Source organism: Amycolatopsis dongchuanensis, assembly GCF_039542405.1.
Classification (GTDB): Bacteria; Actinomycetota; Actinomycetes; order Mycobacteriales; family Pseudonocardiaceae; genus Amycolatopsis_E; species Amycolatopsis_E sacchari.
Map to the genome: position 1 here is coordinate 63,455 of NZ_BAABIB010000120.1, position 19,936 is coordinate 83,390.

The following is a 19,936-nucleotide window of genomic DNA, read 5'->3' on the forward strand; positions in this document are numbered from 1 at the left end:
CGTTCGGTTGTGATGCGGGCGAGTTCGTCGCGGACGATCCTGAGGCTGAGCCGCCCGTGGCCCAGGTCGTCCGGAGTGCCGAGGGTGCGGAAGCGCAGGGTGGTGGCGTCGAAGCCGGGCACGGCCGGGCCGAACGCGCGCAGTCGCATCAGGTCGCTGGTGACGAGGTTGGCGCCGATCTTGAGGCTGATGAGGTCGGTGCCGGCGTCGCGGATGGCGCGGGCGACGAAGGGGTCGAGCAGTGCGTTGCTGCCGAAGCCCAGGTTGGTCAGCTCGACGCCGGCGAGCCGGGCGGCGATGGCGGGCCAGGTTCCGGTGGGGCTCGCGGCCTCGGCGCAGTGGCTCAGCGAGCTGCCGTGGTGCAGCCATCGTCGGCCGGGCGGCGTGGGAGCGTCGACCGGGGCGTCGGTGCGCAGGGCGATCAGCTCGGTGATCTCGGCTTGTGGCAGCCAGATCTCGAGGTTCTTCGGTTCGGCGGGCAGGAATCGTGGATCCCCAGTGAGACCTGCGGTTGAACGGCGGCGGCAAAATCCACGGCCTCCGCGAGCTTGAGCCACGAGGCGTGGACGGGCAGGAGCAACGTCCGCACGGGACGGCCGGACACTCGTAGTGCGTCACCGGGGTGGTAGAGCGCATCGGCCAGCAGGTAACCGAGGTGCGGGCAGACGGGTTGCCCTCCGTAGACCGTCGCGTGCTCGCTGCTGATCGCGGTCACCGGGAATCCCGCGGCCACGAAGTCGTCACCGTCGGAGACCTCGATGAAGTCGGCACCGGGGATGTCGGCCCCCGCCGGTGCGCACACCGGGACGTCGAGCCCGGCCAGGTGGCGCACGTCGATGTGGTCGAAGTGCTCGTGCGTGACGAGGACCCGTCCGCTCCGGCAACGGCTTCCGGTTCGGTCCACTCCCCGGGGTCGATCACGAGAATGCCGTCCGCGTGCTCCACCCGCACGCAGGCGTGACCGAACTTCGTGATCTTCGCGGGCGGAGCCTACCGGTTTCGCGGCCCGGGTTTCGCCTGGCGCACGGCACACAACGCCGCTCTGATCCGCCTCCTCTCCGCTCTGCTGAACGGAGAGCCCGATATCGAAGTGGCGCCGACGACCGAGGGGCCGGCCACACCACCTGACGCCCGGAAGACCACTCGTGATACTGTTGAAAACGGTTATCAATAACTAGCCTGTTGACGGCTGGCCGACCCTGCCTCCTGGAGGATGCGTTGAAGGTGCGGAAGTCTCTGCGCTCGCTCAAGAACAAGCCCGGTGCTCAGGTCGTCAGGCGACACGGCAAGGTCTTCGTGATCAACAAGAAGAATCCCCGCTACAAGGCTCGTCAGGGCTGACCACAGGCAGGAGAACGCGAACGAAGTGGTAGCCCGCCAGGCCGTCCGCCGGCCAGCCCGGCATCGTCTCGCGCAACTCGGCGACAGCCTGCTCCCGCGTGTCCGCAATGTGCAGCGGTGTACGCCACATCGTCGAGCACCACGCGGACTCCGGCGGTGGCGAGGATGCGGTCCCGGCGCGCGGCGGGCTGGTCGACGCCCACCGGTACGTACGCCGCGCCGGCGGCGAACACCCCGAGCACGGCCACGACCTGGTCCGGTCCCTTGGACAGGCAGACCGCGACCCGGTCCCCGGCACGACGCCCTGGTCGCGGAGCTTCCCCGCGACCCCCAGCGGGCGCTCGGCCAGTTCGCCGTAGGACAGCACCTCGCCCGACGCGCCGAGCACCGCCGGGGCACCGGGCGCGCAGGCGGCGTGGCGGAAGAACGGTACGTCCAGCAGGGTCTCGTCCTGCGGTTCAGCCGTGTCGTTCACCCGCAGCCGTGTTTGCGCTTGTAGCGGGGGAAGCTGCGCCTGAGCCGAGCCGGTCCAGTCGGAGTCCGCCAGCCGGCCGACCAGATGCAGGTAGGCGTCGAACATCGCGTCCAGCATCCCGGCGGGGAACAGCTCCTCGACCGTAGGCGGTGGAGTACGCCACCGCGTCGCCGATGGCGAACTCGTCGACGCCGGGGCCGGGGGTGTCGATGGTGCCCGTTCCCTCGCAGCCCAGGCGGGCGTGTGGCAACCGGACGGGCCGCGGCGAGGAGCCCGAGCGCGTCAGCTCGTCGAGCCGGTTGACGTCGAAGGCCTCGATCCGGATGCGGACCTCGCCGGCGGGTTCGCGAACCGGCTTGTCGACGATGCGCAGGACGTGCGCTTGGTCCTTGGTGTGCGGGGAGTACCCCGCACACCAAGGGGTTCAGGCGACGGTACGCGATGCGGTGATCGCGGCGCGCCGGGCAAGCCGATGGGCGCGGCGGATCCCGGCCTCGGCGTGGCGGCGACGGTCTTCGTCGGTCTCCGGCACGATCGGCGGTACCGCACGCGGCCGGCCGTCGTCGTCGACGGCGACCAGCACGACGTAGGCGGAGGCCACGTGCACCGGTGGCACCGAGCGGTCCCAGCGGTCCGCGGTGGCGCGCACGCCGACCTCCATCGACGTGAGGCCGGTCCAGTTGACCTGGGCGTGCAGGTGCAGCACGTCTCCGACCCGGACTGGCACGCGGAACACCATCTCGTCGATCGCCGCGGTCACCGACGCGCCCTCGGAGTGCCGGGCCGAAACCACGCCTGCGAGCGAGTCGACCAGCTTCATGAGCACCCCGCCGTGCACGGTGCCCATGAGGTTGGTGTCGTGGTCATCCATGATCTGCGAGAGCGTCAGCCTCGACGCCGACGTCGGCTTGCCCCTCACACCAACTCCTTCCGGACCGCGCGCGAGGCGGCGACCAGGTTGCGCAGCGCGGATTCGACCTCGGCGTAGCCGCGGGTCTTCAGGCCGCAGTCCGGGTTGACCCACAACCGGTCCGCAGGCACCGTGGCGACGGCTGTGCGCAGCAAGGTGCAGACCTCCTCGACGTCCGGAACGCGTGGGGAGTGGATGTCGTACACGCCCGGCCCGACACCGCGGCCGAAGCCGGCGGCGGAGAGGTCGGTGAGCACCTCCATCTTCGAGCGCGCCGCTTCGATGCTGGTGACGTCCGCGTCGAGCGCGTCGATCGCGGGCAGCACCTCGCCGAACTCCGAGTAGCACATGTGCGTGTGGATCTGGGTGGAGTCGGCGATCCCCGAGGTCGCCAGCCGGAAGGCCGACACCGCCCAGGCGAAGTACTCGTCGTGGCAGGCTTTACGCAGCGGCAGCAGTTCGCGCAGTGCCGGCTCATCGACCTGGATGATCCGGATGCCCGCCGCTTCCAGGTCGTGGACCTCGTCACGAACGGCGAGCGCGACCTGCCGGGCGGTGTCGGCAAGGGGTTGGTCGTCGCGGACGAACGACCAGGCGAGGATCGTGACCGGGCCGGTGAGCATCCCCTTGACCGGTTTGGGTGTGAGACTCTGGGCGTGGCGGGCCCAGGCCACAGTCATCGGCGCCGGACGGGAGACGTCGCCGTAGAGGATCGGCGGGCGAACACAGCGCGAGCCGTAGGACTGCACCCAGCCATGCGCGGTTGTGGCGAATCCGGTGAGCAGTTCGGCGAAGTACTGCACCATGTCGTTGCGCTCGGGTTCGCCGTGCACCAGCACGTCCAGGCCGAGGTCCTCCTGCAGCCGGACCACGCGCTCGATCTCGGTACGCATCGCCGACCCGTATGCGGCCTCGTCGAGGGTGCCCGCTTTGTGCGCCGCACGAGCCTTGCGGACCTCGGTGGTCTGCGGGAATGAGCCGATCGTCGTGGTCGGCAGCGGCGGCAGTCCGAGCGCGGCCTGCTGTGCCGCGGCGCGCTCGGCGTACGGCGCGCGAACGGCGTCCTCGGGCCGCATCGCCGCGATCCGGGCGCGGACCTCCTCGTCGGCGAGCGCGGTCGCCGCCCTGCGGTCCGCGATCGCCTGCCGCGCAGAGGAAAGCTCGACGTCGTCGCCGCGCAGTGCCTTGCCGAGCAGCACGACTTCGTCGACCTTCTGGCGGGCGAAGGCGAGCCAGCCCTTGAGCCGTGAGTGCAGCCCGGCCTCACGCTCGACGTCGTAGGGCACGTGCAGCAGCGAGCACGACGTCGAGACGCTCACCTTGCCCGCCACACCCATCAAGGTGGCGGCGTGGGCGAGCGCGCGGTCCGGGTCGGTCCGCCAAACGTTACGCCCGTCCACCACTCCGGCCAGGACCTCCTTGTCACGCAAGGCCGGCTCTGCCGCCACGGCGTCCACAAAGGATCCGTCGGTGACCAGGTCGACGGCCACCGCCTCGATCGGGGAACGGGCCAGCACGCCGAGCCCACGCCCCAGGTGACCGAAGTAGCCGGCGACGAGGATCTTCGGCCGCTCGCTCTCGTCGGCAAGCCAGTGGTAGGTGCGGATCAGCGCGTTCAGCTCGGCCTCGGTGCGGTCCGCGGCGAACGCCGGCTCGTCGAGCTGCACCCACTCGACGCCCTCGGCATGCAGCCGTCGCAGCAGCTCGACATAGCGGGGCAGCAGCGTGTCGAGCAGGTCGAGCGGCCGGAAGTCCTTGGTCGTGGACTTCGCCAGCAGCAGGAACGTCACAGGCCCCACCAGCACCGGCCGCGTTTCGATGTCCAGCGCCTTCGCCTCGCGGTACTCGTCGACCGGCTTGGTCCCGGCGAGGGTGAACGTCGTGTCCGGACCGACTTCCGGGACAAGGTAGTGGTAGTTGGTGTCGAACCACTTCGTCATCTCCAGCGCGGGCGCGTCCTGGACGCCACGAGCTGCGGCGAAGTACGTGTCCAGCGGCGACAGCCCGAGGCGGGTGAACCGTTCGGGCAGCGCGCCAAACAGCTCGGCGGTGTCGAGTACCTGGTCGTAGTGCGAGAACGTGTTGGACGGAATGGAGTCCAACCCCGCGGATGCCAGGTCACGCCAGGTTCGTTCCCGCAGTTCCCGGCCGGTTTCCCGCAACGCGGCTTCGTCGATCTTGTGCGCCCAGTAGCGTTCCAGGGCGCGCTTGAGTTCTCGGTCCGGGCCGATCCTCGGGTAGCCCAGCACCGTGGTGCCGATATCGGTCACAGCTCTCTCCTCGCGAGCTCGTCCACCGAGTCCGAGCACGCGAGAAAGCCGCGTTTCGGTCGTGCCCATCCCGCGAGGCCCGGACTCACGCGCGCCGTCGGCGCGCGTACCACGGGCAGGTCTTCGGACTCGTGGGCGCCCAACTCGCACCTACCGGCCGTCGCTTCCCGGACGCCGCTGCGTCCAGTGCTGGACCACTCGCGTGGTGACGGCTTTCGTTCCCACATACCGCTGCGGGGCAGTCCCGGATTCACACCGGGTTCCCTGTTGTCTCACCCGCACGCGTCACCGCGCCCAGGCGAACCAGTGGTGCAGCCAGTCTAGTGCCCCCGGTTCGGCGGGCAAGTGAACAGATCCACCTCACCAGGCTCGTGACTCTCGGCGAGGAACAGTGCCCGACCCTCCCCAACCTGTCTTTACCTGCATGTTGTGACGTGCGTCTCATACGGTGTGACGCACGAACCGGGCGAAAGTTCTTGGTTGCGGATCAGCGCCTCCACCGCCGAAGCCGCGGGTTCGCTGCGCACGCTGGGCGTGCTCTACCTCCAGCAGTCGGTGCGCCTGTTGCCCGCCCGGCGCGAGGTGGCCACGCAGATGCGCTGGCTGGCCGGCCGGATTCGCCACCAGGGCGGCACCGCCCCGATCCTGTCGATGGCGTTCATCGAGCCGACCGAGGAACAGGCCGTGGTCGCCGAGTGCAACGCCGCCCGCGACGCGGAGTACGCCGAGGTGCTGGAACGACAGCCGGAACTGCGGCAGGAGCCGGCCGACGAGCAGGCGCGTCGTCGATCACGAACTGCGAGTCCGGGGCACGCAGAACCTGCGTATCGCGGACGCGTCGGTCCTCCCTCGCATCACCTCGGGAAACACCATGGCTCCGTGCGTGGTGGTCGGCTACCGGGCTGCCGCACTGATCCACGGCCGAGCCCCCGCCTCGCTCGCCGCAGACGGCGACGCGGACGCCGCGGGCCGATGAAAACACGCGGTCACCGGATCAGTCGGCGTCACCTTCATTCGCTGCATCCGGTGCGGCGGCCGACCGACGCACGACGCGAGGTGTGGAGTTGTCACGTCGTTTCACGCACCCCCGAGTATGAGCGCTGAACTCGTTCTCTGGCGAACTTTGCCGCAATGCAGAAGAACCAGCTCGACTCGCTCTGATGGCCAAGTGCGCCGGCCCCGACAAGCTCGCCGAGACCACCGGCGCCGCCTCACCGAAGCGCGCGATTCTCGGTACGGCGCAGGGCACGCCGGCCGATGGGCGCGACCGGGATCTGCTGGGACAACAGGCCGGCGGATTCGTTCTGGCCGACGTCCCAACACGAGCACTACTACCGGCATGCCTGCACCGGGAAGTCGGAACTCGTTGCCGCGATTGACAGTTGGTGCGTTTCTACAACAGTGTGCGGTGGCACCTTCGTAAGCCCCTGTCCGCCGTTCGGCGTGAACCTCATGTGTTGCCATCGGGACAGGAACGGCCAACTCGCGGGACAGGGGGCGAGTTGGTTCGCATGCATCCAGTGTGGCGTCCGGCGCGTCAGACGCAATCAACGCCACAGTGGACGCGTTCCGAGCTCAGGCGAGTTGGCGACAGATTGTGCACGCAAAGGAGCCTGCCATCTCATCGACTACCTACACGGGACACGAAGTAGGGCCGAGATGTCCACTTTGAGAACTTCTCATAGGAGTCGTGAGTGGTAAACGGGGTTTGAAGCCCTCGTTTCAACCCAGGGGCGTCGGCACGGACCAGACATACAGGCATAACCGTGCATTCGGCGACCCGCGATGATTTCCTGTGGACGCTCAGGACGCGGCCCGCCGACTCGGAACGACGCCGTACCCCGCCCTGAGGTCCGCGAAGGAGGCCCTGTCGCCAGGCAACCGTCACGTCACCTTTGACTCGTCCTTCAATACGGTCCCCCTAATGATCGCGGGCCTGACGGAAGGCGTTCCTGAGTTCGCTGACCAGCGGGCCGGGCTTTTCCCAGCCCGCGAAGTGCCCGCCGTACTCCATCTCGTTCCAGCTGATGATGTCGTGGTAACGGTGTTCCGCCCAACGCCGGGCGGTCGGGTAGGGCTCGCCGGGAAACAGCGTGAAGGCGGTGGGCACGGTCACCGTCTCCTCGTTCTGCGCCTGTGCGCTGCGCGGCGTCGCCCGCGCCGCCTCCCAGTACCAGCGTGCGGCGGAGGCTCCGGTGCCGGTGAACCAGTACAGGGCGATGTTGTCGACCTGCTGTGCCACGCTGACGCCGCCGCCCGCCTCGGGCCGCCTGTCCGAGAAGTCGACCAGCGCCTGGCCCAGCCACGCGGCGAGCCCGGCCGGAGAGTCGAGCAGAGAGTAGCCCAGTGTCTGCGGGAACACGCTCTGGACGATCGCATGGGTGGGACCGGTCCTCATGAAGCTGTCACGCTTGGCGATCATGATTTTTTCGGCGTCGTCCGCCGCGGCCAGGTCTTCGGGCAGGGGGGACGCGAACGGCATGGTCAAATGCAGCGCGGCGACCCGCTCGGGCTCCAGGCGGGCCAGGTTGATGCTCACCGGCGCGCCCCAGTCACCGCCGTGCGCCCCGAAGCGCTCGTACCCGAGCCTGGTCATCAGTTCCGCCCAGGCCCGCGCGGTGCGGCCGGGGTTCCAGCCGCGTTCCCGGGGCCGCTCGCTGAAGCCGAAGCCCGGCAGCGCCGGGATGACCACGTCGAAGGCGTCCTCGGCGGCACCGCCGTGCGCGACCGGGTCGGTCAGCGGCCCGATGACGCTCTCGAACTCCAGGACCGAGCCCGGCCAGCCGTGCGTCAGCACCAAGGGAAAGGCAGCCGCCTCGGGCGAGCGCACATGCCAGAACGCGATGTCCAAGCCGTCCAAACGGGTGCGGTAGTGCGGTATCGCATTCCACCTCCGTTCCAGGAATCGCCAGTCGTGCGCTCGCCAGACGTCCAGCAGGCTCTGCAAGTGGTCCAGGCCGATACCTTGCGTACCGTCCTCGACCGTCTCCGCTTCAGGAAGCCGGACACGGCCCAGGCGCTCCTGCAGGTCCTCGATGTCGTGTTCGGGAATGTTCACCGGAAAAGATTCGATCTCCGTCACGTCCACAACTGTAGTGGAGAGAACCGCTCGATGCGCGAATGCGCGAATGCGGCCTTGACTCGTGTAATTGCACATATCCGACATTCGGAGACCAATACCGTGCACGCTGCGACCGCGAGCAACGGCGTGAGCACGTCGTGATATTCGAGCGCCTTCTGTCTACAATGCAATCGCGTCATTCGACTCGGGCGCGCGTCCCCGCTTGACCAGGACCAGTCCGGTGAGCTCAAGATTGCGCTGGGCGAAGATGCCTCGCCCCATCATTCGGGCCCGTCGAAGGCGGAGCCGAGCTCAGCGGCTCCGCCGATGCCGTACTACCCGACGTGCTCACCGAGAGACTCCACGTCGTCTTCGTCGGCATCAACCCGGGCCGAAGATCCGCGGCGGCCGGTCACAGCTTCCACGGCGCAGGCAACAGATTCTGGCCCGCCCTCTACCGCGCGGGGTTCACCCCGCGAGTGCTGCACCCGGCCGAAGAGCGACTGTTACTGGGCTGGGGCATGGGAATCACCAGTATCGTCCGGCGCGGAACTCCTCGCCGGCGGTCATGACCTCGCCGAGCGCGTCCAGGCGATCAGTCCGCAATGGATCGCGATACTCGGTGTGACGGGCTACCGGACAGCCTTCGGCTTCCCCCGCGCACAGTTCGGACCGCAGACGGAGAGGATCGGTCGGGCACGGGCTAATGATGGGCTTGCGGAAGCTGAGTCCTGGTGGTCATGAGCACCTCACGAATTCGGTTGCGTGCGCGGATCGCGACCGGCGGGTCAAACCCGCCGAGCTGCTCAGTGATCACTACCTCTCCCGTGGTTACCCGGCAGGCGAATGGTTCGGCGGCGGAGCGCAGGCGTTAGAGCTCTCCGGCGCGGTCACTCCTGCCCAGATGAACGCGCTGTTCGGTGAGGGCCAGCATCCGCACGCCGACGCGATCGAAGCGGAGATGATCGCCGGCGGCGCCACCGCGCACCAGGCCCCGCGAGCGACCCGGCTGGGCCGCCGGTTTCCGCAGTACTCGCAGCTGGATCACCTGCGCAGCACGGTGTCGCAGGCCTACAAGGACTACAACCGCGAGTACGACCGCCCGGTCGGTGCCCCGATCTCGGCCGAAATTCGGGCCGAGCTGCGGCGGGCCGGTTCAGGGGCGGGCTTAAACCCCGACACGGTGATGGAACTCGTCGACGCGAGCGCGGAGCGAGCCGCCTGGTGCGCCTACCGCATCGAGTTCCGTCGCGTCACCCAAAGTCGCCACGATCCGGGAGAGTCTCGCGAGCTGGTCAGGGTGCGCGTGCCAGTACTGCTCCGGCAACTGCAGGACAGCCGAGAGGACATCACCGGGGTAGAAGTCGCCCTCCCACAGCGGTTCACGTTCCAGCTGCGTCAAGGCACGCGGCACCAGAACCTCGACACCGACCTGCTGGAGCAGCAACACACGATAGTCCTCGGCGCCCAACTGTCCGAGCGGTTTGCGACGCACATCGTGGACAGTCCTGATCAGACGAGTCGCGTCAGCAGGCGCCTCGCCCCAGTATTCGTCCTCGATCTGCTCGAGCGACAAATCGTCTCGAACCTCGTCATTTCGCAACGCCGCCTGACCTCCCTTTCCGAACACCGATCCTAACCAGCCGACCATGATCAGCCGCGGGGAACCCACTGCTCGGTGTAGTCCAGCAGACGGCTGGCCTCCGACAGTTCCGACTCCAGATCCGGCCGCTCCTCCGGTTTGAGCCTTGAGTCACTGAGCAGCTGCTTGATCCGGTTGATGCGGTTGGCCAGGCCGTCCTGGGCTTCCCGGACTTCCTTGATGTGATCGTAGGGAACGCCACTGCCCTTTTCTTTGACGATCTCGCCGTTCAGCTCCCGCCGTGCAGCGTCGAGATCCTTGTCCGTCAAGTGCTCCTTCAGCCGATCCGTCTTGGTCGGTGTACTCGACTCCCGCCGGGGCTTGATCACCTCCACCCGATCGTCGCCCCCAGCGTGCGACCCGAGATCACTGATTGTCGCGGTCATCGTGCCGACGCCGGTCGCCACGCCGGCCGCCGAGGCACCCGCCAGTGGCACTCCCACCACAGCGCCCTCTCCGGTCGCGCTGAGGACGACACCACCTGCCACCCCGGCTCCACTGGCAACAGTCAGGCCCAAACCGCCGAGGGCACCTAGGACATCCTCGGGGTGATGCAGCATCGCGTTGCCGAACGAAGCAACGTCGTTGACGATGTGCGTGCCGACATCAAGAAAGAAGTGACCGACGTCGTCCAGCCAGCTCGAATCCTGCGGCGCATCCGCCGCGTAGTCCCGCAGGAAGCCCGCAACCCGATCACCCACCTCCTGTAGCTGCGACCGCGCCCGGCCCAGTGTGTCCCGCGCGGCTTGCCGCGCCGACTCCCCCGGATCGATGAACGGCGGCGGAGGCTGGTTGTTTGCGGCGGCCTCCGCGGCAGCGGTGTCATGAGCGCTCTTCGCCTGCTGGGTCGCGGCCTGTCCTTGATTCCAGAGATCCACAGCCTCGATCGCCTGCCCCTGGGCCCACCGCAGAGTGTCCGCATACTCGGCCAGCACATTGGCGGCGCCCGAAAGCGAGTCGGCCGCGTTGAACCACTTCGCCGACTCGTAGCTGAACTTGTCTCGGAATGTCTGCGCAGCTGGCCCCTCCCAGGCACCGGTGTCGATCGCGAGCAGCCCCTCACCCGCCCAGTTCGCCCGCTCACCACGCGCACGCAGGACACGTACGTTCTCGTCGATCGCCTCAGGCTTCCCCGGCACCAGCTGCAGCGGATCCTGAGTCTCCCCCAGCTCAGCCACCCTCGACCGCCCCCAGGCCAGGGTCGTTCGGAAGCGACCGGGCAGCGTTCGCATCGACCACGCGATAAGCCCGCGAGACTCTGGACAAAGCATCCCCGATCGTCCTTGCGTCCTCCGCCAGGACATCAAGGCCATCGCTCCATCGGACACACAGGTTCATCAGGGCATCGTGGACACCCGCGTGCCCGTACATCTCGGGTTCCCCACAGAGCCCACGGAGCTGGAAGGTGTCCTGGTCGTGCACGCTGTCCTGAACGCCCCGCGCAGCCTCGTCGAGCTTGTCGACGTCAACATGAAAACCCGGCCCGTCCAGCATCGCTGAGTACCCTGTCGATTACACATCGTGCCCAGCCATTGTTCCGAGAGGGGGCACCCGGCGCAAGGCAGTCGCGACGCGAAGGCCGCCAGCGGAGCCGACCGACACGAGCAAAGGCTTCCCTGGTACCACCTGCCCGCTCAGGGAAAGGCTGCCGATCGTCGGCTGCGCCCTGGACTACGCAGTTACCCCATTCGCCCCTTAGGAGTCGATGAGCTTGTCGAGATCGTTCAGCAGCGCCTGCACCGGCGTCCAGCACATGGCGACCGTGTCTCCGTCCGGGGTGAAGTCCGTCTCGAACTGTTTGCGCGGGTGGATGTAGTTGCGGAACTCCCGCACGGGGCGCATGAAGTCCTTCGCGTCAAGCTGGACCAGCCCTCGATCATGAGCCGTGTCGAGGAGCAGCTCGAGACCAGCACGATCAGCCCGGATCTTGCCGTTCCGACCAGCGAATCCTTCTCGAGCCAACTCAGGGTACCGGCTGGTCAACACCGAGTAGAGCAGCCCTTCGACGAAGCTGCCGATGCCGAAGAGGGCGAGGAGGTACGAGCCGCTCGCCTCCGCGAACTGGCTTTCCCTGACCCGCGAGACCAGCATCTGGATCAACTTTTCCTCACGGATCAGCTTGCGCAGCCGCTGCTCGACGTCCTCGACGTGAAGCACGACCTTGACCGTGCCGTTGCTCCCCAGCTCTCCGACCACCGGCCGACCATCGACGTGGCTGACCTCGAGCCTCTCCAGCTCGAGCACCTCGTTGACCGCCCGACGGACGTCATCCGCTGTCGCCATGCCGTCCGGGTACTCGAGGGGATCGCACAACCGGCACAGGAAACGTTCAATATCGGTTCGCGCGTTCTCGCGTTCGACCAGGGCGTCGACCAGCCAACCGACCTTGGCCGAGCCGTCGTAGTCAGGCGGGTCGATCCAGCCGGAGTTGCGGAGGAGCGCTTCGACTTCGCGTCCCGTGCGCTCGTACGGAGTACCCCGGCCGACCACGATCCTGGCGACCCGCTCCACGGTCTTGGGATCCAGCGGAAACATCATGCTCCCTGTCCGTCGACGAACTGCTGAGCGCGCACCAGGGCGCTGCCGATGCGCTGTTCCATCTTGGCCGTGCGCTTGCGGAAACCGATCTCGTCAATGACTTCGCCGATGCGGGTGTCGCGATCGACCTGCAACCGGTCGGTGAGCAGCCACAGGCACAGCTCGACCAACTCCCGGTCCGAGTAGTCGTCGATCTTCGACCGTCGTGGTGCCGAGAGGAATGCCGGGCGAGGACCGCGTTCGACGGCGATCTGCTGTGGTCTCGGTGGGGGCGCGGTCGTCGCCGGAGAAGAGGCAGCGCCGCGTTCAGCGTCGAGCATGGCCTTCTCCCAGCTCTCCACGATCATCGCGGTCTGCGTGACTCGATCGCGGAACCACTCGCTAGCCCACACACGGTGGAACCGCCAGCCGAGGCGTTCCAGGTGCTCCTGACGGAGCCTGTCACGGTCACGAGCACTGCCCAACCGGTGATAGGTGTCTCCATCCGCCTCGACGGCCAGCACCATCCTACCGGGCTGGTCCCTGTGCCCCAGCGCGAAGTCGACCCGGTAGCCGGCCACACCCCACTGGGGGGTCACCGGAACGCCGGCATCGACCAGGGCGTCGTGGATACTCCACTCGAAGCCGTTCATCTCCTGCGTGCCCCGCGCGCCGACGAGGCCCAGTGAGCCACCGTTGTCCGCGAACTCCAGGTACTGGCGCAGCAGGTCCGCGCCGACGCTGATCCCGGTCGTGGGCATGTCGAGCGGGGAGAACGAAGCGACGATGTCCATCCGCTTCCGCGCACGTGTGATCGCCACGTTGAGGCGCCGTTCTCCCCCTTGGCGATTGAGCGGGCCGAAGGCAGTCAGGTGGAGCCGACCGTTGATCGCCTTGGCCGCGCCGAGGCTGAAGACGATCGCATCGCGTTCGTCACCTTGGACCTGCTCGATGCTCTTGACGAACAGTCGACGTCCGGCCCCCTGCATGCGCCCGGTGAACTCTGCGAGCTCGCTGTGGCTGGCATTGGCGCGCCGGAGGGCGAGTTCGATGCGCTTGGCGTGGTTGCCGCCCATCGTGATGACACCGAGAGTGTCCTCGGGAGCGGTACGGGCGTGCGTCAGCACCAGATCGATGACCTTGTCCACCTCGGCTTCGGCGGACCCGTCACGCCCTGGCGCCACCCGGCCGTCGACCTGGTGCAACGACAGGGGGCTCACGGCCTGGCAACCGGGGAAGGTGATGAGCTTGCCCTGGTAGAAAGCCTTATTGGAGAAGGCGATCAGCCTCTCGTCCTGACTCCGGTAGTGCCACTCCAGCAATAGGGTGCTCGGGATGAAGGCGCTCAGGCAGGCGAGGATGGACTCGAAATCCCGGACCTGAGGCGTATCCGCCTGGTCGTCGTCCTCGTCGTTGTCCGAATCACCGCTGCTGAGGGCTGTCCGGAACCAGGCACTGGGCGGCAACTGACGCTCGTCCCCCGCGACGACGAGCTGCCTGCCGCGCATGATGGAGGTCATCGAGTCCTGCGGTTCCACCTGACTGGCCTCGTCGAAGACGACCAGGTCGAACAACCGCTGCGCGGGCAAGAGCCTGCTGACCACTATCGGGGACATGGCCCAGCACGGGCGTGCGGCGAGCAGGACGTCCGGCGCCTTGGCGACCAGCTTGCGCAGGGGCATGTGGCCCCGCTTGCGCTTCGCCTCGGCGCGGACCACGTCGTTCTGGTCCGGGTGCGCGTCACGCGCTTCACGCAGCCTCTCGGCGACGCGTCGGCGCACGCGCTGGGCGTTAAGCTGGAAGTGGGAGGTGTCGAGCTCCCGGAACTCGGACACGATGTGGGAGTGGTGCAGCCCCGCGAACTGCCCAAGGTGGGGGATGCGCAGCCGGTACTCGTCGAGCAGAGAGCTGTACCACGAGTAGCGGAACATGCTGCGCGCGAGCTCGGCGTCCGCGTTCCGCTCGGCCAGGACGTCGAGGAAGCGCGACATCCCCATTCGGGTGAGCCGATCGGTCAGCTCGTTCAGCATCGGGACCTGGAAGAGGAAGTCCCGCTCCTCGTGCAGCCGTCCCACGTGCGCTGTCACCTCGTCTTCCGACCACTGGTCGGAAGCGGTCAGCCGCGCTCCCATCGCCACGGCGGCCAGTTGGTCACGGGCCTTGGCGACTTCTTCAAGCGTCTCGGCAAGACCTATGACTTCTTGTGGAGCACCTCCTCCCGCCGCCATCTCCTGCCAGCGGTTGCGCTGGGCGAGCGCCGCGCTCAGATCCGCGTGCAGCGTGCGCCGATCGCACTTCCCGGCCTTGCGGAGCGCCGCGGCCACCTTGCGAACCTTGTACCGCTGCCACCAATTCAGCGACCGTGGGTTGGCTGACCGCCACTTGCGGTCCCCGGTGGCGAAGCAGTAGTCCTCGAGTTCGTCGCCGAAGACGTCCTTCTCGAACAGAGCCAACGTGCCTTCGACGTGACGCAGCAGTTCCAAGACCTGTTCCCAACCCGGGAGGTCCGTAGGGCGTCGCAGGCCGACCTGCCCGGTGAGGCGACGCATCCGGTCCTGCGCATCCGGCCACGTCCTGGCGTGCAGCTCGTCAAGCTGCACGATCACGTTCTGCACCTGCGTGGACGTGCGGATGTCCGACTCCGACCAGGCGGATTGGCCGCGGTGGAAGCGGAGTCCGTCCGAGTTGACGAACCTCACGAGATCGTCTTCGGCCCGCCGAACGGCGTCGCCGTGCAGGTCACGCAGCTCGGCGCCACGGAAACGCACCGGATTCCCACTCTCGGCCGGTAGGGCCAGGAGGTTGTCGTACAGGGAGAACGCCTTGATGCCCCACGGCTCGACCACGGCGTGCAGCGCAACGTCGTGGTGCAACAGGTGGCCCCGCCGTTCGGTCAGCCGCTCGTGCAGGCCGTTGGCGTCCGCAGGTGGCTCTTTGCTCGCTCTGTCCAGCGACTCCGACACCTGTTGAGCGACCTGCCGCTTGTCGATCTTTTGCTGGTGGAGGTCGAATACCAGATGTCCCAGGTCGACGTGCTCCAAGCGGTTGGTGACCGCCTCGATCGCGGCTCGCTTCTCCGCGACGAACAGCACGCGCCAGCCCCTCGCCGCCGCGGCGGCGATGATGTTGGCAATCGTCTGGCTCTTGCCGGTCCCCGGCGGCCCCTGGATCACGACATGCTGCCCGTCCAGCACCGCATTGACAGCGCGCTGCTGCGAGGAGTCCGCGTCGAGGACGAGGTACTCGTCCCTGAGGGCAACTTCGTCCGGTTCGACCGGTCGATACCCGCCGGCCGCGTCACGGAGCTGGCGCCTGGCCGGTTCGTAACCCGCCGTCGCGGCGATGACGTCATGCTCCGCCAAGAGCTCGGCACAGTCCTTCAGCTCTCGCACCATCGGCAGCTTGTCGAAGCTGAACGTACTGGCGAGCAGCCGCTCTTCGAACTCAGCCGTGCGGCCGTGCTCGGACACGAGGTCACTCAGCGCCCGGTACACGAGTCCGGCGTGCGTCGAACGGTCATCATCCGCCTCGAGCAGGGCGTTCAGATCATCGGTGAGCTGTTCGACGTCGAGGTCGATGCCGTGCTGGCGGTTGAGCGCGTACAGCAGCACCGGGTTGACCTCAGATGCTCCGACCAGCTCGAGCACGTAATCGGTCTCTGCAGCAGTGCGAGGCGTGATTGTGAGTGGTTGAAGGACGAGAGGCGCCCGCAGGGGCTTGACCGGCGTCGTGCCCTTGGTCGACGTCGGTTGCAGCAAGAACAGGCCGTGAGCCAGCTTGCCCACGTCGTCGATGCCCTGCTCCTCCTGGAAGGTGAGCATCCTGCGGCGCAGGTTACGGGCGCGCTGACAGGCAGCCGCGTGTGCCTCACCAGCGGCTACCAAGGTGTCGAGCCTGGTTTTACGCCCCGCGAGCAACTGCGCGAGGACCTCAGGAGAACCATCGGTCAGGTCGAGGCTCCACGTCTTGCTGTCGCGGTAGTACAGCAGTGTGTTGTTGGGACCGAAGTCGATCAGGTCGTCCGCCCACGACTCCGCCTTGGCTCCGACAAGGTCGATCCGAGCACGGTCGGCACCTATCGCCACCTGCCCTTCCCCCTTCGAACGCTGCGATCGGCGCGAACGCCGAGCCCGCAGAGCACTGGCGAGCAGATCAGTATTGCGAAGAGGGCGGCACAGGTCAGCGTCCGTTTGGGGGATTTGGAGGCGCACGACCGGAGCAGGCGCGACACCGAGTGCAACAAGGTACCTGAAGACGACCCTCCTTCGCACGATTGCCACTAATCGGGAAATACACACACTCCGCCGCGAATGCGCATGTTCGCACCTTCGCCCTGGAACCTTTAGCAAGCTACATCTGACGCGAACTTCACGTCCCAGCTCGATGCGTCCTGATGGGCCCGCCTAGAGTTAGGCGGTCTATCCCGTGATCGGTGTTTCCGGCGGTTCGGTTAGCTGCGACTTTCCCGGGACAGACACTTCATCGCGGTCTCCTCGGTGGGGGAAATACCCAGGCGCGCTAGCGAGCTGCGCGTCGCTCGTCTCAGCCCCACACTGACGCTGTTCAGCTGCTGTGAGGGCCTGGTGGTCTTGCTCGCGTGGATGCCGGGCCCCGAATCGAGCTTGTCCCCGTCACCAGCGCATGGGGCACCCTCGCGAGCGGGATCACCGGCACGATGTGGACGGGATGCTACGGCCACCCCGACAAGTGCACCACTTCGCAGCTCCAAGACTCGAATGGCGAAAACGAGGCAATTGTTCTCGGCAACGGAACCCACATCAGCAAGTGGTACACCCAGTACCCGGACACGTTGCTGTACAATGAGGTTCTGTCGCTGAACGGCAATCTGGGATCCGCGATCAGGTTGAACACCCCAGGAAACGCCGTCACCCTCGCCGACCACCAGGCCAACACGCTGTTCGGCCGATGCGACAATCTCCCCAACCGCTACGGCGCCGGATGTGTCGACGACCAGGGCCTTTCCTACGTCCTGTACGACACGCGCGACAACCCCGCGGTGGGCCCTGTCGCACAGCACGTCTTCGATGCCATCCGCAACCTCCCGAGCCACTGGGGCAGCCCGTATGGCTCCGTTCTCAACCGCATCACCGATCAGGCGGCGATCGACAACAACCGCGCGATCTCGTGCGGCAGCGTCGTCACCGGCCCGGGCGAGTCATGTGACGAATACCCTCTCGCATCAACCAAGCAGGGCGGAAATGGAGCGGCCCCGGGTGACCGCTCGACGCGTGTCGTACCGCAGTCGGCCAACGACAGTCAAGGCGGACTTACCGGCGCTTACTACGACTACTACCGTATCCTCGACAACAACGAGTTCTACGTCCAGGCCGTCCTGGCCGATGGAACTTCAGCATGGTGAGGACCGGAGACTGACGAGTGACTGATGCGTCATCCGAGGTGGTACTGACCGTCCCCGTACGGGATGGCCAGTACCACCTCCGCTCACTACCGGGCATCGACAACATGTGGCCGGGCAGCGAAGACGGCCTGTTCGTCGGTGAAGACAACTGGGTCGCGGTGCTCTGCGGAACGCGATGGGGACCAGTACATCTCACGATCCGCCGCTACGAGCGGCAACCAGCCGAGGTCGACACCACCTGGGAGATGGCCGCCGAATGGTCGCTCGACTGCAGCGACGGCCAACTCCGCATCCACGACACCTACAACAGCGCAGACCCCACAGACCTCGAGGTCCCTGCCGGCTGGAGCCGCATCCGGCTCTCTGTTCGAGGTCGGATGGCCGCGTCACAAGCGCCCGAACAACTTCCCGAGCCGATCGAACACCACCTACTCGAGATCTGGCCCGTTCCGGACCGCCTAGAACCCGCCGTCGTACACGGCCCCGACAACTACGCCCAATTCCTGAAATGAACCCAAGGCACAGGCGATGGTGAATACGGCCGCCGAAATGCCCTAACCTCACCGTGTTTGCGCGGCGCTGCCTGCGCGGTCATCACAGGGTGAGGTTGACTGGCTCGACCGGACAGCGCTCATGCCGTCTCGCTATCCGAACAGCGTTCGATGAATTCGCGTTCGCTGCGGCTTTCTCACGTGAGCGCCTCCTGTGCGTGTTCGGCTGCTGGAGGTGTGTGGTGGCAGTACCGGAGGCAATCGCCGAGCTTGCGGCCATTCTCGCGTTCCCCACGTCCGGTCAGGCTAGCGGGCCGAGTGTGAACTCCTCGGTGTCCCCGTCGACGCTTTGCCGCTGTCCCTGCATTCACCAAGCTGGCGTCCGGCGGGCTGCAGCGCCGGAGCGCGCGCCGCCGTGCCCCAGGATTGCCCCACAGAAATTGGCGTGAAATTCGGGCACCCTGCCCCTGTCGCTGATCGCCTGGGTTCCCATGGCCTCCGCGGCCAGCGCTACTTGTGGTAGTCGGCGGATGCGTGTACGTGGTGGCCGACTGTAGGCGGCGCAGATGGCAGCCGAGAACAAGGCGGAGGAAATCAACGCCGACCAGCGGGGCGGCGCGTTCCAGGACCCGCAGGCCGGTTCTCTCCTGATGAAGGAGTGGACGGTCACCTGGTTCGACTCCATCGACCTCGCCCCCCGCCACCCTCGCCCAGTACACCAGCCTCACCAACAACCACATCCTCCCCCGCTGGGGCACCACCGGATTGAACGGCATTTCCGGAATGCAGGTGCACGCGTGGGCGAAAAAACTCCGCGCCGCGGGCTACGCGCCGAGCACAGTGTCCACGATCGTGAAGATCCTGACCATGATGCTCGCCGACGCCGCCGACGAACGTCTCATCCCCGCCAACCCCATCCAGCCCCGACGACGCGGCCGCCGCCGGCACCAACGGCGACCCGAACAACTCTGGGCCACCCCCGAGCAAGTCGTGGCGATCGCCCTCCAAGCCATCGCTTTGGTCGGGTTGTGGGCCGCGATCCTGATCATCACCGCCGCCTGGACCGGCGCCCGCTGGGGCGAACTCGCCGGACTCCAACGCATCAACACCCACCTCGACGACGGGGTCATCGTCATCGACCCCGACATCGGGGCGCTGCACGAGATCAACGGGCACTTCGAACTCGGCCCACCCAAGACCGCCGCCTCCGCCCGCACCATCACCCTGCCCCCGTTCCTCATCACCCTGCTACGCGCGTTCCTCGACACCCACCAGCACCCGCACGTGTTCGTCACCGCCGACCACCAGTTGCTGCGACGGTCGAACTTCTCGCGGCGGGTGATGCGGCCCGCCGCCGACGGCAACCTCGACCGGGTCCGACCGCGGGTCCGGGTCCAGCCGGTGGTGCCAGGGTTGCACTTCCACGGACTACGCCACGGCCACAAAACCTGGATGATCGCCGACGGCATCCCCGAAGTCGGCCAAGCACGCCGCCTCGGGCACGAGATCCCCGACGAAATCCGGGAGATCTACTCCCACGTCGCCCCCGAAGTCGAAGCCCGCATCCTCGACACACTCCAGCAACGCTGGCTCGACGCCCTCACCAGCCTCCGCGACAACCACGGCGCGGCCATACCCAAGCCCCTCCTGCTCGCCGCCTGACCACGCCACCCCTCAGGGCCCGCCGCCCCCAGCAGGGAACGGCGGGCCCTTCTCCTGCCACGACCATCTCGCCGACCGCCGGAACCGGCAGCAACAAACCCCTGCGGCACCCAGCCACCCGTTACCTTTTTCGTGGTTCCTGATCAAGGAGCTGTGGTCGCCAGGTTCGGTATGACTGATGCCCCCA

At 67.1% G+C, this 19,936-nt stretch carries 18 protein-coding genes, 2 pseudogenes and 1 riboswitch; of the genes and pseudogenes, 9 read left to right on the plus strand and 11 right to left on the minus strand.

Features of this window, described 5'->3' with window-relative positions; genetic code table 11:
• Positions 1–421: 421 nt before the first annotated feature.
• Positions 422–904: an MBL fold metallo-hydrolase gene (locus tag ABFX51_RS31070; protein ID WP_346055809.1), complete on the minus strand. Its 483-nt coding sequence runs from the start codon at positions 902–904 to the stop codon at positions 422–424.
• A gap of 314 nt (positions 905–1,218) precedes the next feature.
• Here ABFX51_RS31070 and ykgO point away from each other — a divergent pair, with 314 nt between their 5' ends.
• A complete protein-coding gene (gene ykgO / locus ABFX51_RS31075) occupies positions 1,219–1,341 on the plus strand; it encodes a type B 50S ribosomal protein L36 (RefSeq protein ID WP_346055810.1) in 123 nt (40 codons plus the stop codon).
• Here the strand turns inward: ykgO and ABFX51_RS31080 are convergent.
• From ABFX51_RS31080 to metE, 4 genes are all read right to left on the minus strand, one after another.
• Complete coding sequence (locus ABFX51_RS31080) at positions 1,332–1,589, minus strand: hypothetical protein (RefSeq protein ID WP_346055811.1); 258 nt, start codon at positions 1,587–1,589, stop codon at positions 1,332–1,334. The genes ykgO and ABFX51_RS31080 overlap by 10 nt on opposite strands.
• 210 nt (positions 1,590–1,799) lie before the next feature.
• A complete protein-coding gene (locus ABFX51_RS39720) occupies positions 1,800–2,189 on the minus strand; it encodes an alcohol dehydrogenase catalytic domain-containing protein (protein WP_428832517.1) in 390 nt (129 codons plus the stop codon).
• Between the two features lie 51 nt (positions 2,190–2,240).
• The gene (locus ABFX51_RS31085; protein WP_346055812.1) at positions 2,241–2,735 is read right to left on the minus strand and encodes an acyl-CoA thioesterase; all 495 of its coding nucleotides are present in this window, start codon (positions 2,733–2,735) and stop codon (positions 2,241–2,243) included.
• Positions 2,732–4,996 carry a 5-methyltetrahydropteroyltriglutamate--homocysteine S-methyltransferase gene (gene metE / locus ABFX51_RS31090; RefSeq protein WP_346055814.1) on the minus strand — a complete coding sequence of 755 codons (2,265 nt, stop codon included), beginning with the start codon at positions 4,994–4,996 and terminating at the stop codon, positions 2,732–2,734. Before metE ends, ABFX51_RS31085 begins: the two co-directional genes overlap by 4 nt.
• A gap of 97 nt (positions 4,997–5,093) precedes the next feature.
• Positions 5,094–5,319, minus strand: a riboswitch (cobalamin riboswitch).
• 127 nt (positions 5,320–5,446) lie between these two features.
• On the opposite strand from metE, the pseudogene ABFX51_RS39725 reads away from it, so the two are divergent.
• The 3 genes and pseudogenes from ABFX51_RS39725 to ABFX51_RS31105 all read left to right on the plus strand — a co-directional run.
• A pseudogene (locus ABFX51_RS39725) lies at positions 5,447–5,758 on the plus strand (Chromate resistance protein ChrB); the annotation flags it as partial.
• A 64-nt stretch (positions 5,759–5,822) separates the two neighbouring features.
• Complete coding sequence (locus ABFX51_RS31100; protein WP_346055825.1) at positions 5,823–5,972, plus strand: hypothetical protein; 150 nt, start codon at positions 5,823–5,825, stop codon at positions 5,970–5,972.
• 184 nt (positions 5,973–6,156) lie between these two features.
• A complete protein-coding gene (locus ABFX51_RS31105) occupies positions 6,157–6,375 on the plus strand; it encodes a hypothetical protein (RefSeq protein ID WP_346055815.1) in 219 nt (72 codons plus the stop codon).
• A gap of 542 nt (positions 6,376–6,917) precedes the next feature.
• Here the strand turns inward: ABFX51_RS31105 and ABFX51_RS31110 are convergent.
• Entirely contained in the window at positions 6,918–8,078 is a 1,161-nt protein-coding gene (locus ABFX51_RS31110) for an epoxide hydrolase family protein (protein ID WP_346055816.1), read from the minus strand.
• Positions 8,079–8,401: 323 nt separating this feature from the next.
• On the opposite strand from ABFX51_RS31110, the gene ABFX51_RS39730 reads away from it, so the two are divergent.
• Together ABFX51_RS39730 and ABFX51_RS31115 are read left to right on the plus strand one after the other, a co-directional pair.
• Positions 8,402–8,629 (plus strand): uracil-DNA glycosylase family protein, encoded by a 228-nt coding sequence (locus ABFX51_RS39730; RefSeq protein ID WP_428832516.1) that lies wholly within the window; start codon positions 8,402–8,404, stop codon positions 8,627–8,629.
• A 137-nt stretch (positions 8,630–8,766) separates the two neighbouring features.
• A pseudogene (locus ABFX51_RS31115) lies at positions 8,767–9,114 on the plus strand (relaxase domain-containing protein); the annotation flags it as partial.
• A gap of 111 nt (positions 9,115–9,225) precedes the next feature.
• Here the strand turns inward: ABFX51_RS31115 and ABFX51_RS31120 are convergent.
• The 5 genes from ABFX51_RS31120 to ABFX51_RS31140 all read right to left on the minus strand — a co-directional run bounded on the left by ABFX51_RS31120 (position 9,226) and on the right by ABFX51_RS31140 (position 16,301).
• A complete protein-coding gene (locus ABFX51_RS31120) occupies positions 9,226–9,708 on the minus strand; it encodes a contact-dependent growth inhibition system immunity protein (protein ID WP_346055826.1) in 483 nt (160 codons plus the stop codon).
• A gap of 2 nt (positions 9,709–9,710) precedes the next feature.
• Positions 9,711–10,877: a putative T7SS-secreted protein gene (locus ABFX51_RS31125; protein WP_346055817.1), complete on the minus strand. Its 1,167-nt coding sequence runs from the start codon at positions 10,875–10,877 to the stop codon at positions 9,711–9,713.
• On the minus strand, positions 10,870–11,193 hold the full coding sequence (locus ABFX51_RS31130) for a hypothetical protein (RefSeq protein ID WP_346055818.1): 324 nt from the start codon (positions 11,191–11,193) through the stop codon (positions 10,870–10,872). Before ABFX51_RS31130 ends, ABFX51_RS31125 begins: the two co-directional genes overlap by 8 nt.
• A gap of 201 nt (positions 11,194–11,394) precedes the next feature.
• Positions 11,395–12,237: a hypothetical protein gene (locus tag ABFX51_RS31135; RefSeq protein WP_346055819.1), complete on the minus strand. Its 843-nt coding sequence runs from the start codon at positions 12,235–12,237 to the stop codon at positions 11,395–11,397.
• A complete protein-coding gene (locus tag ABFX51_RS31140) occupies positions 12,234–16,301 on the minus strand; it encodes an AAA domain-containing protein (RefSeq protein ID WP_346055820.1) in 4,068 nt (1,355 codons plus the stop codon). Before ABFX51_RS31140 ends, ABFX51_RS31135 begins: the two co-directional genes overlap by 4 nt.
• Positions 16,302–16,813: 512 nt before the next feature.
• Here ABFX51_RS31140 and ABFX51_RS31145 point away from each other — a divergent pair.
• From ABFX51_RS31145 to ABFX51_RS31155, 3 genes are all read left to right on the plus strand, one after another.
• On the plus strand, positions 16,814–17,596 hold the full coding sequence (locus tag ABFX51_RS31145) for a NucA/NucB deoxyribonuclease domain-containing protein (RefSeq protein WP_346055821.1): 783 nt from the start codon (positions 16,814–16,816) through the stop codon (positions 17,594–17,596).
• A 17-nt stretch (positions 17,597–17,613) separates the two neighbouring features.
• Complete coding sequence (locus ABFX51_RS31150; protein WP_346055822.1) at positions 17,614–18,108, plus strand: hypothetical protein; 495 nt, start codon at positions 17,614–17,616, stop codon at positions 18,106–18,108.
• A gap of 762 nt (positions 18,109–18,870) precedes the next feature.
• Positions 18,871–19,749 carry a tyrosine-type recombinase/integrase gene (locus ABFX51_RS31155; protein WP_346055823.1) on the plus strand — a complete coding sequence of 293 codons (879 nt, stop codon included), beginning with the start codon at positions 18,871–18,873 and terminating at the stop codon, positions 19,747–19,749.
• The last annotated feature ends 187 nt before the right edge of the window (positions 19,750–19,936 follow it).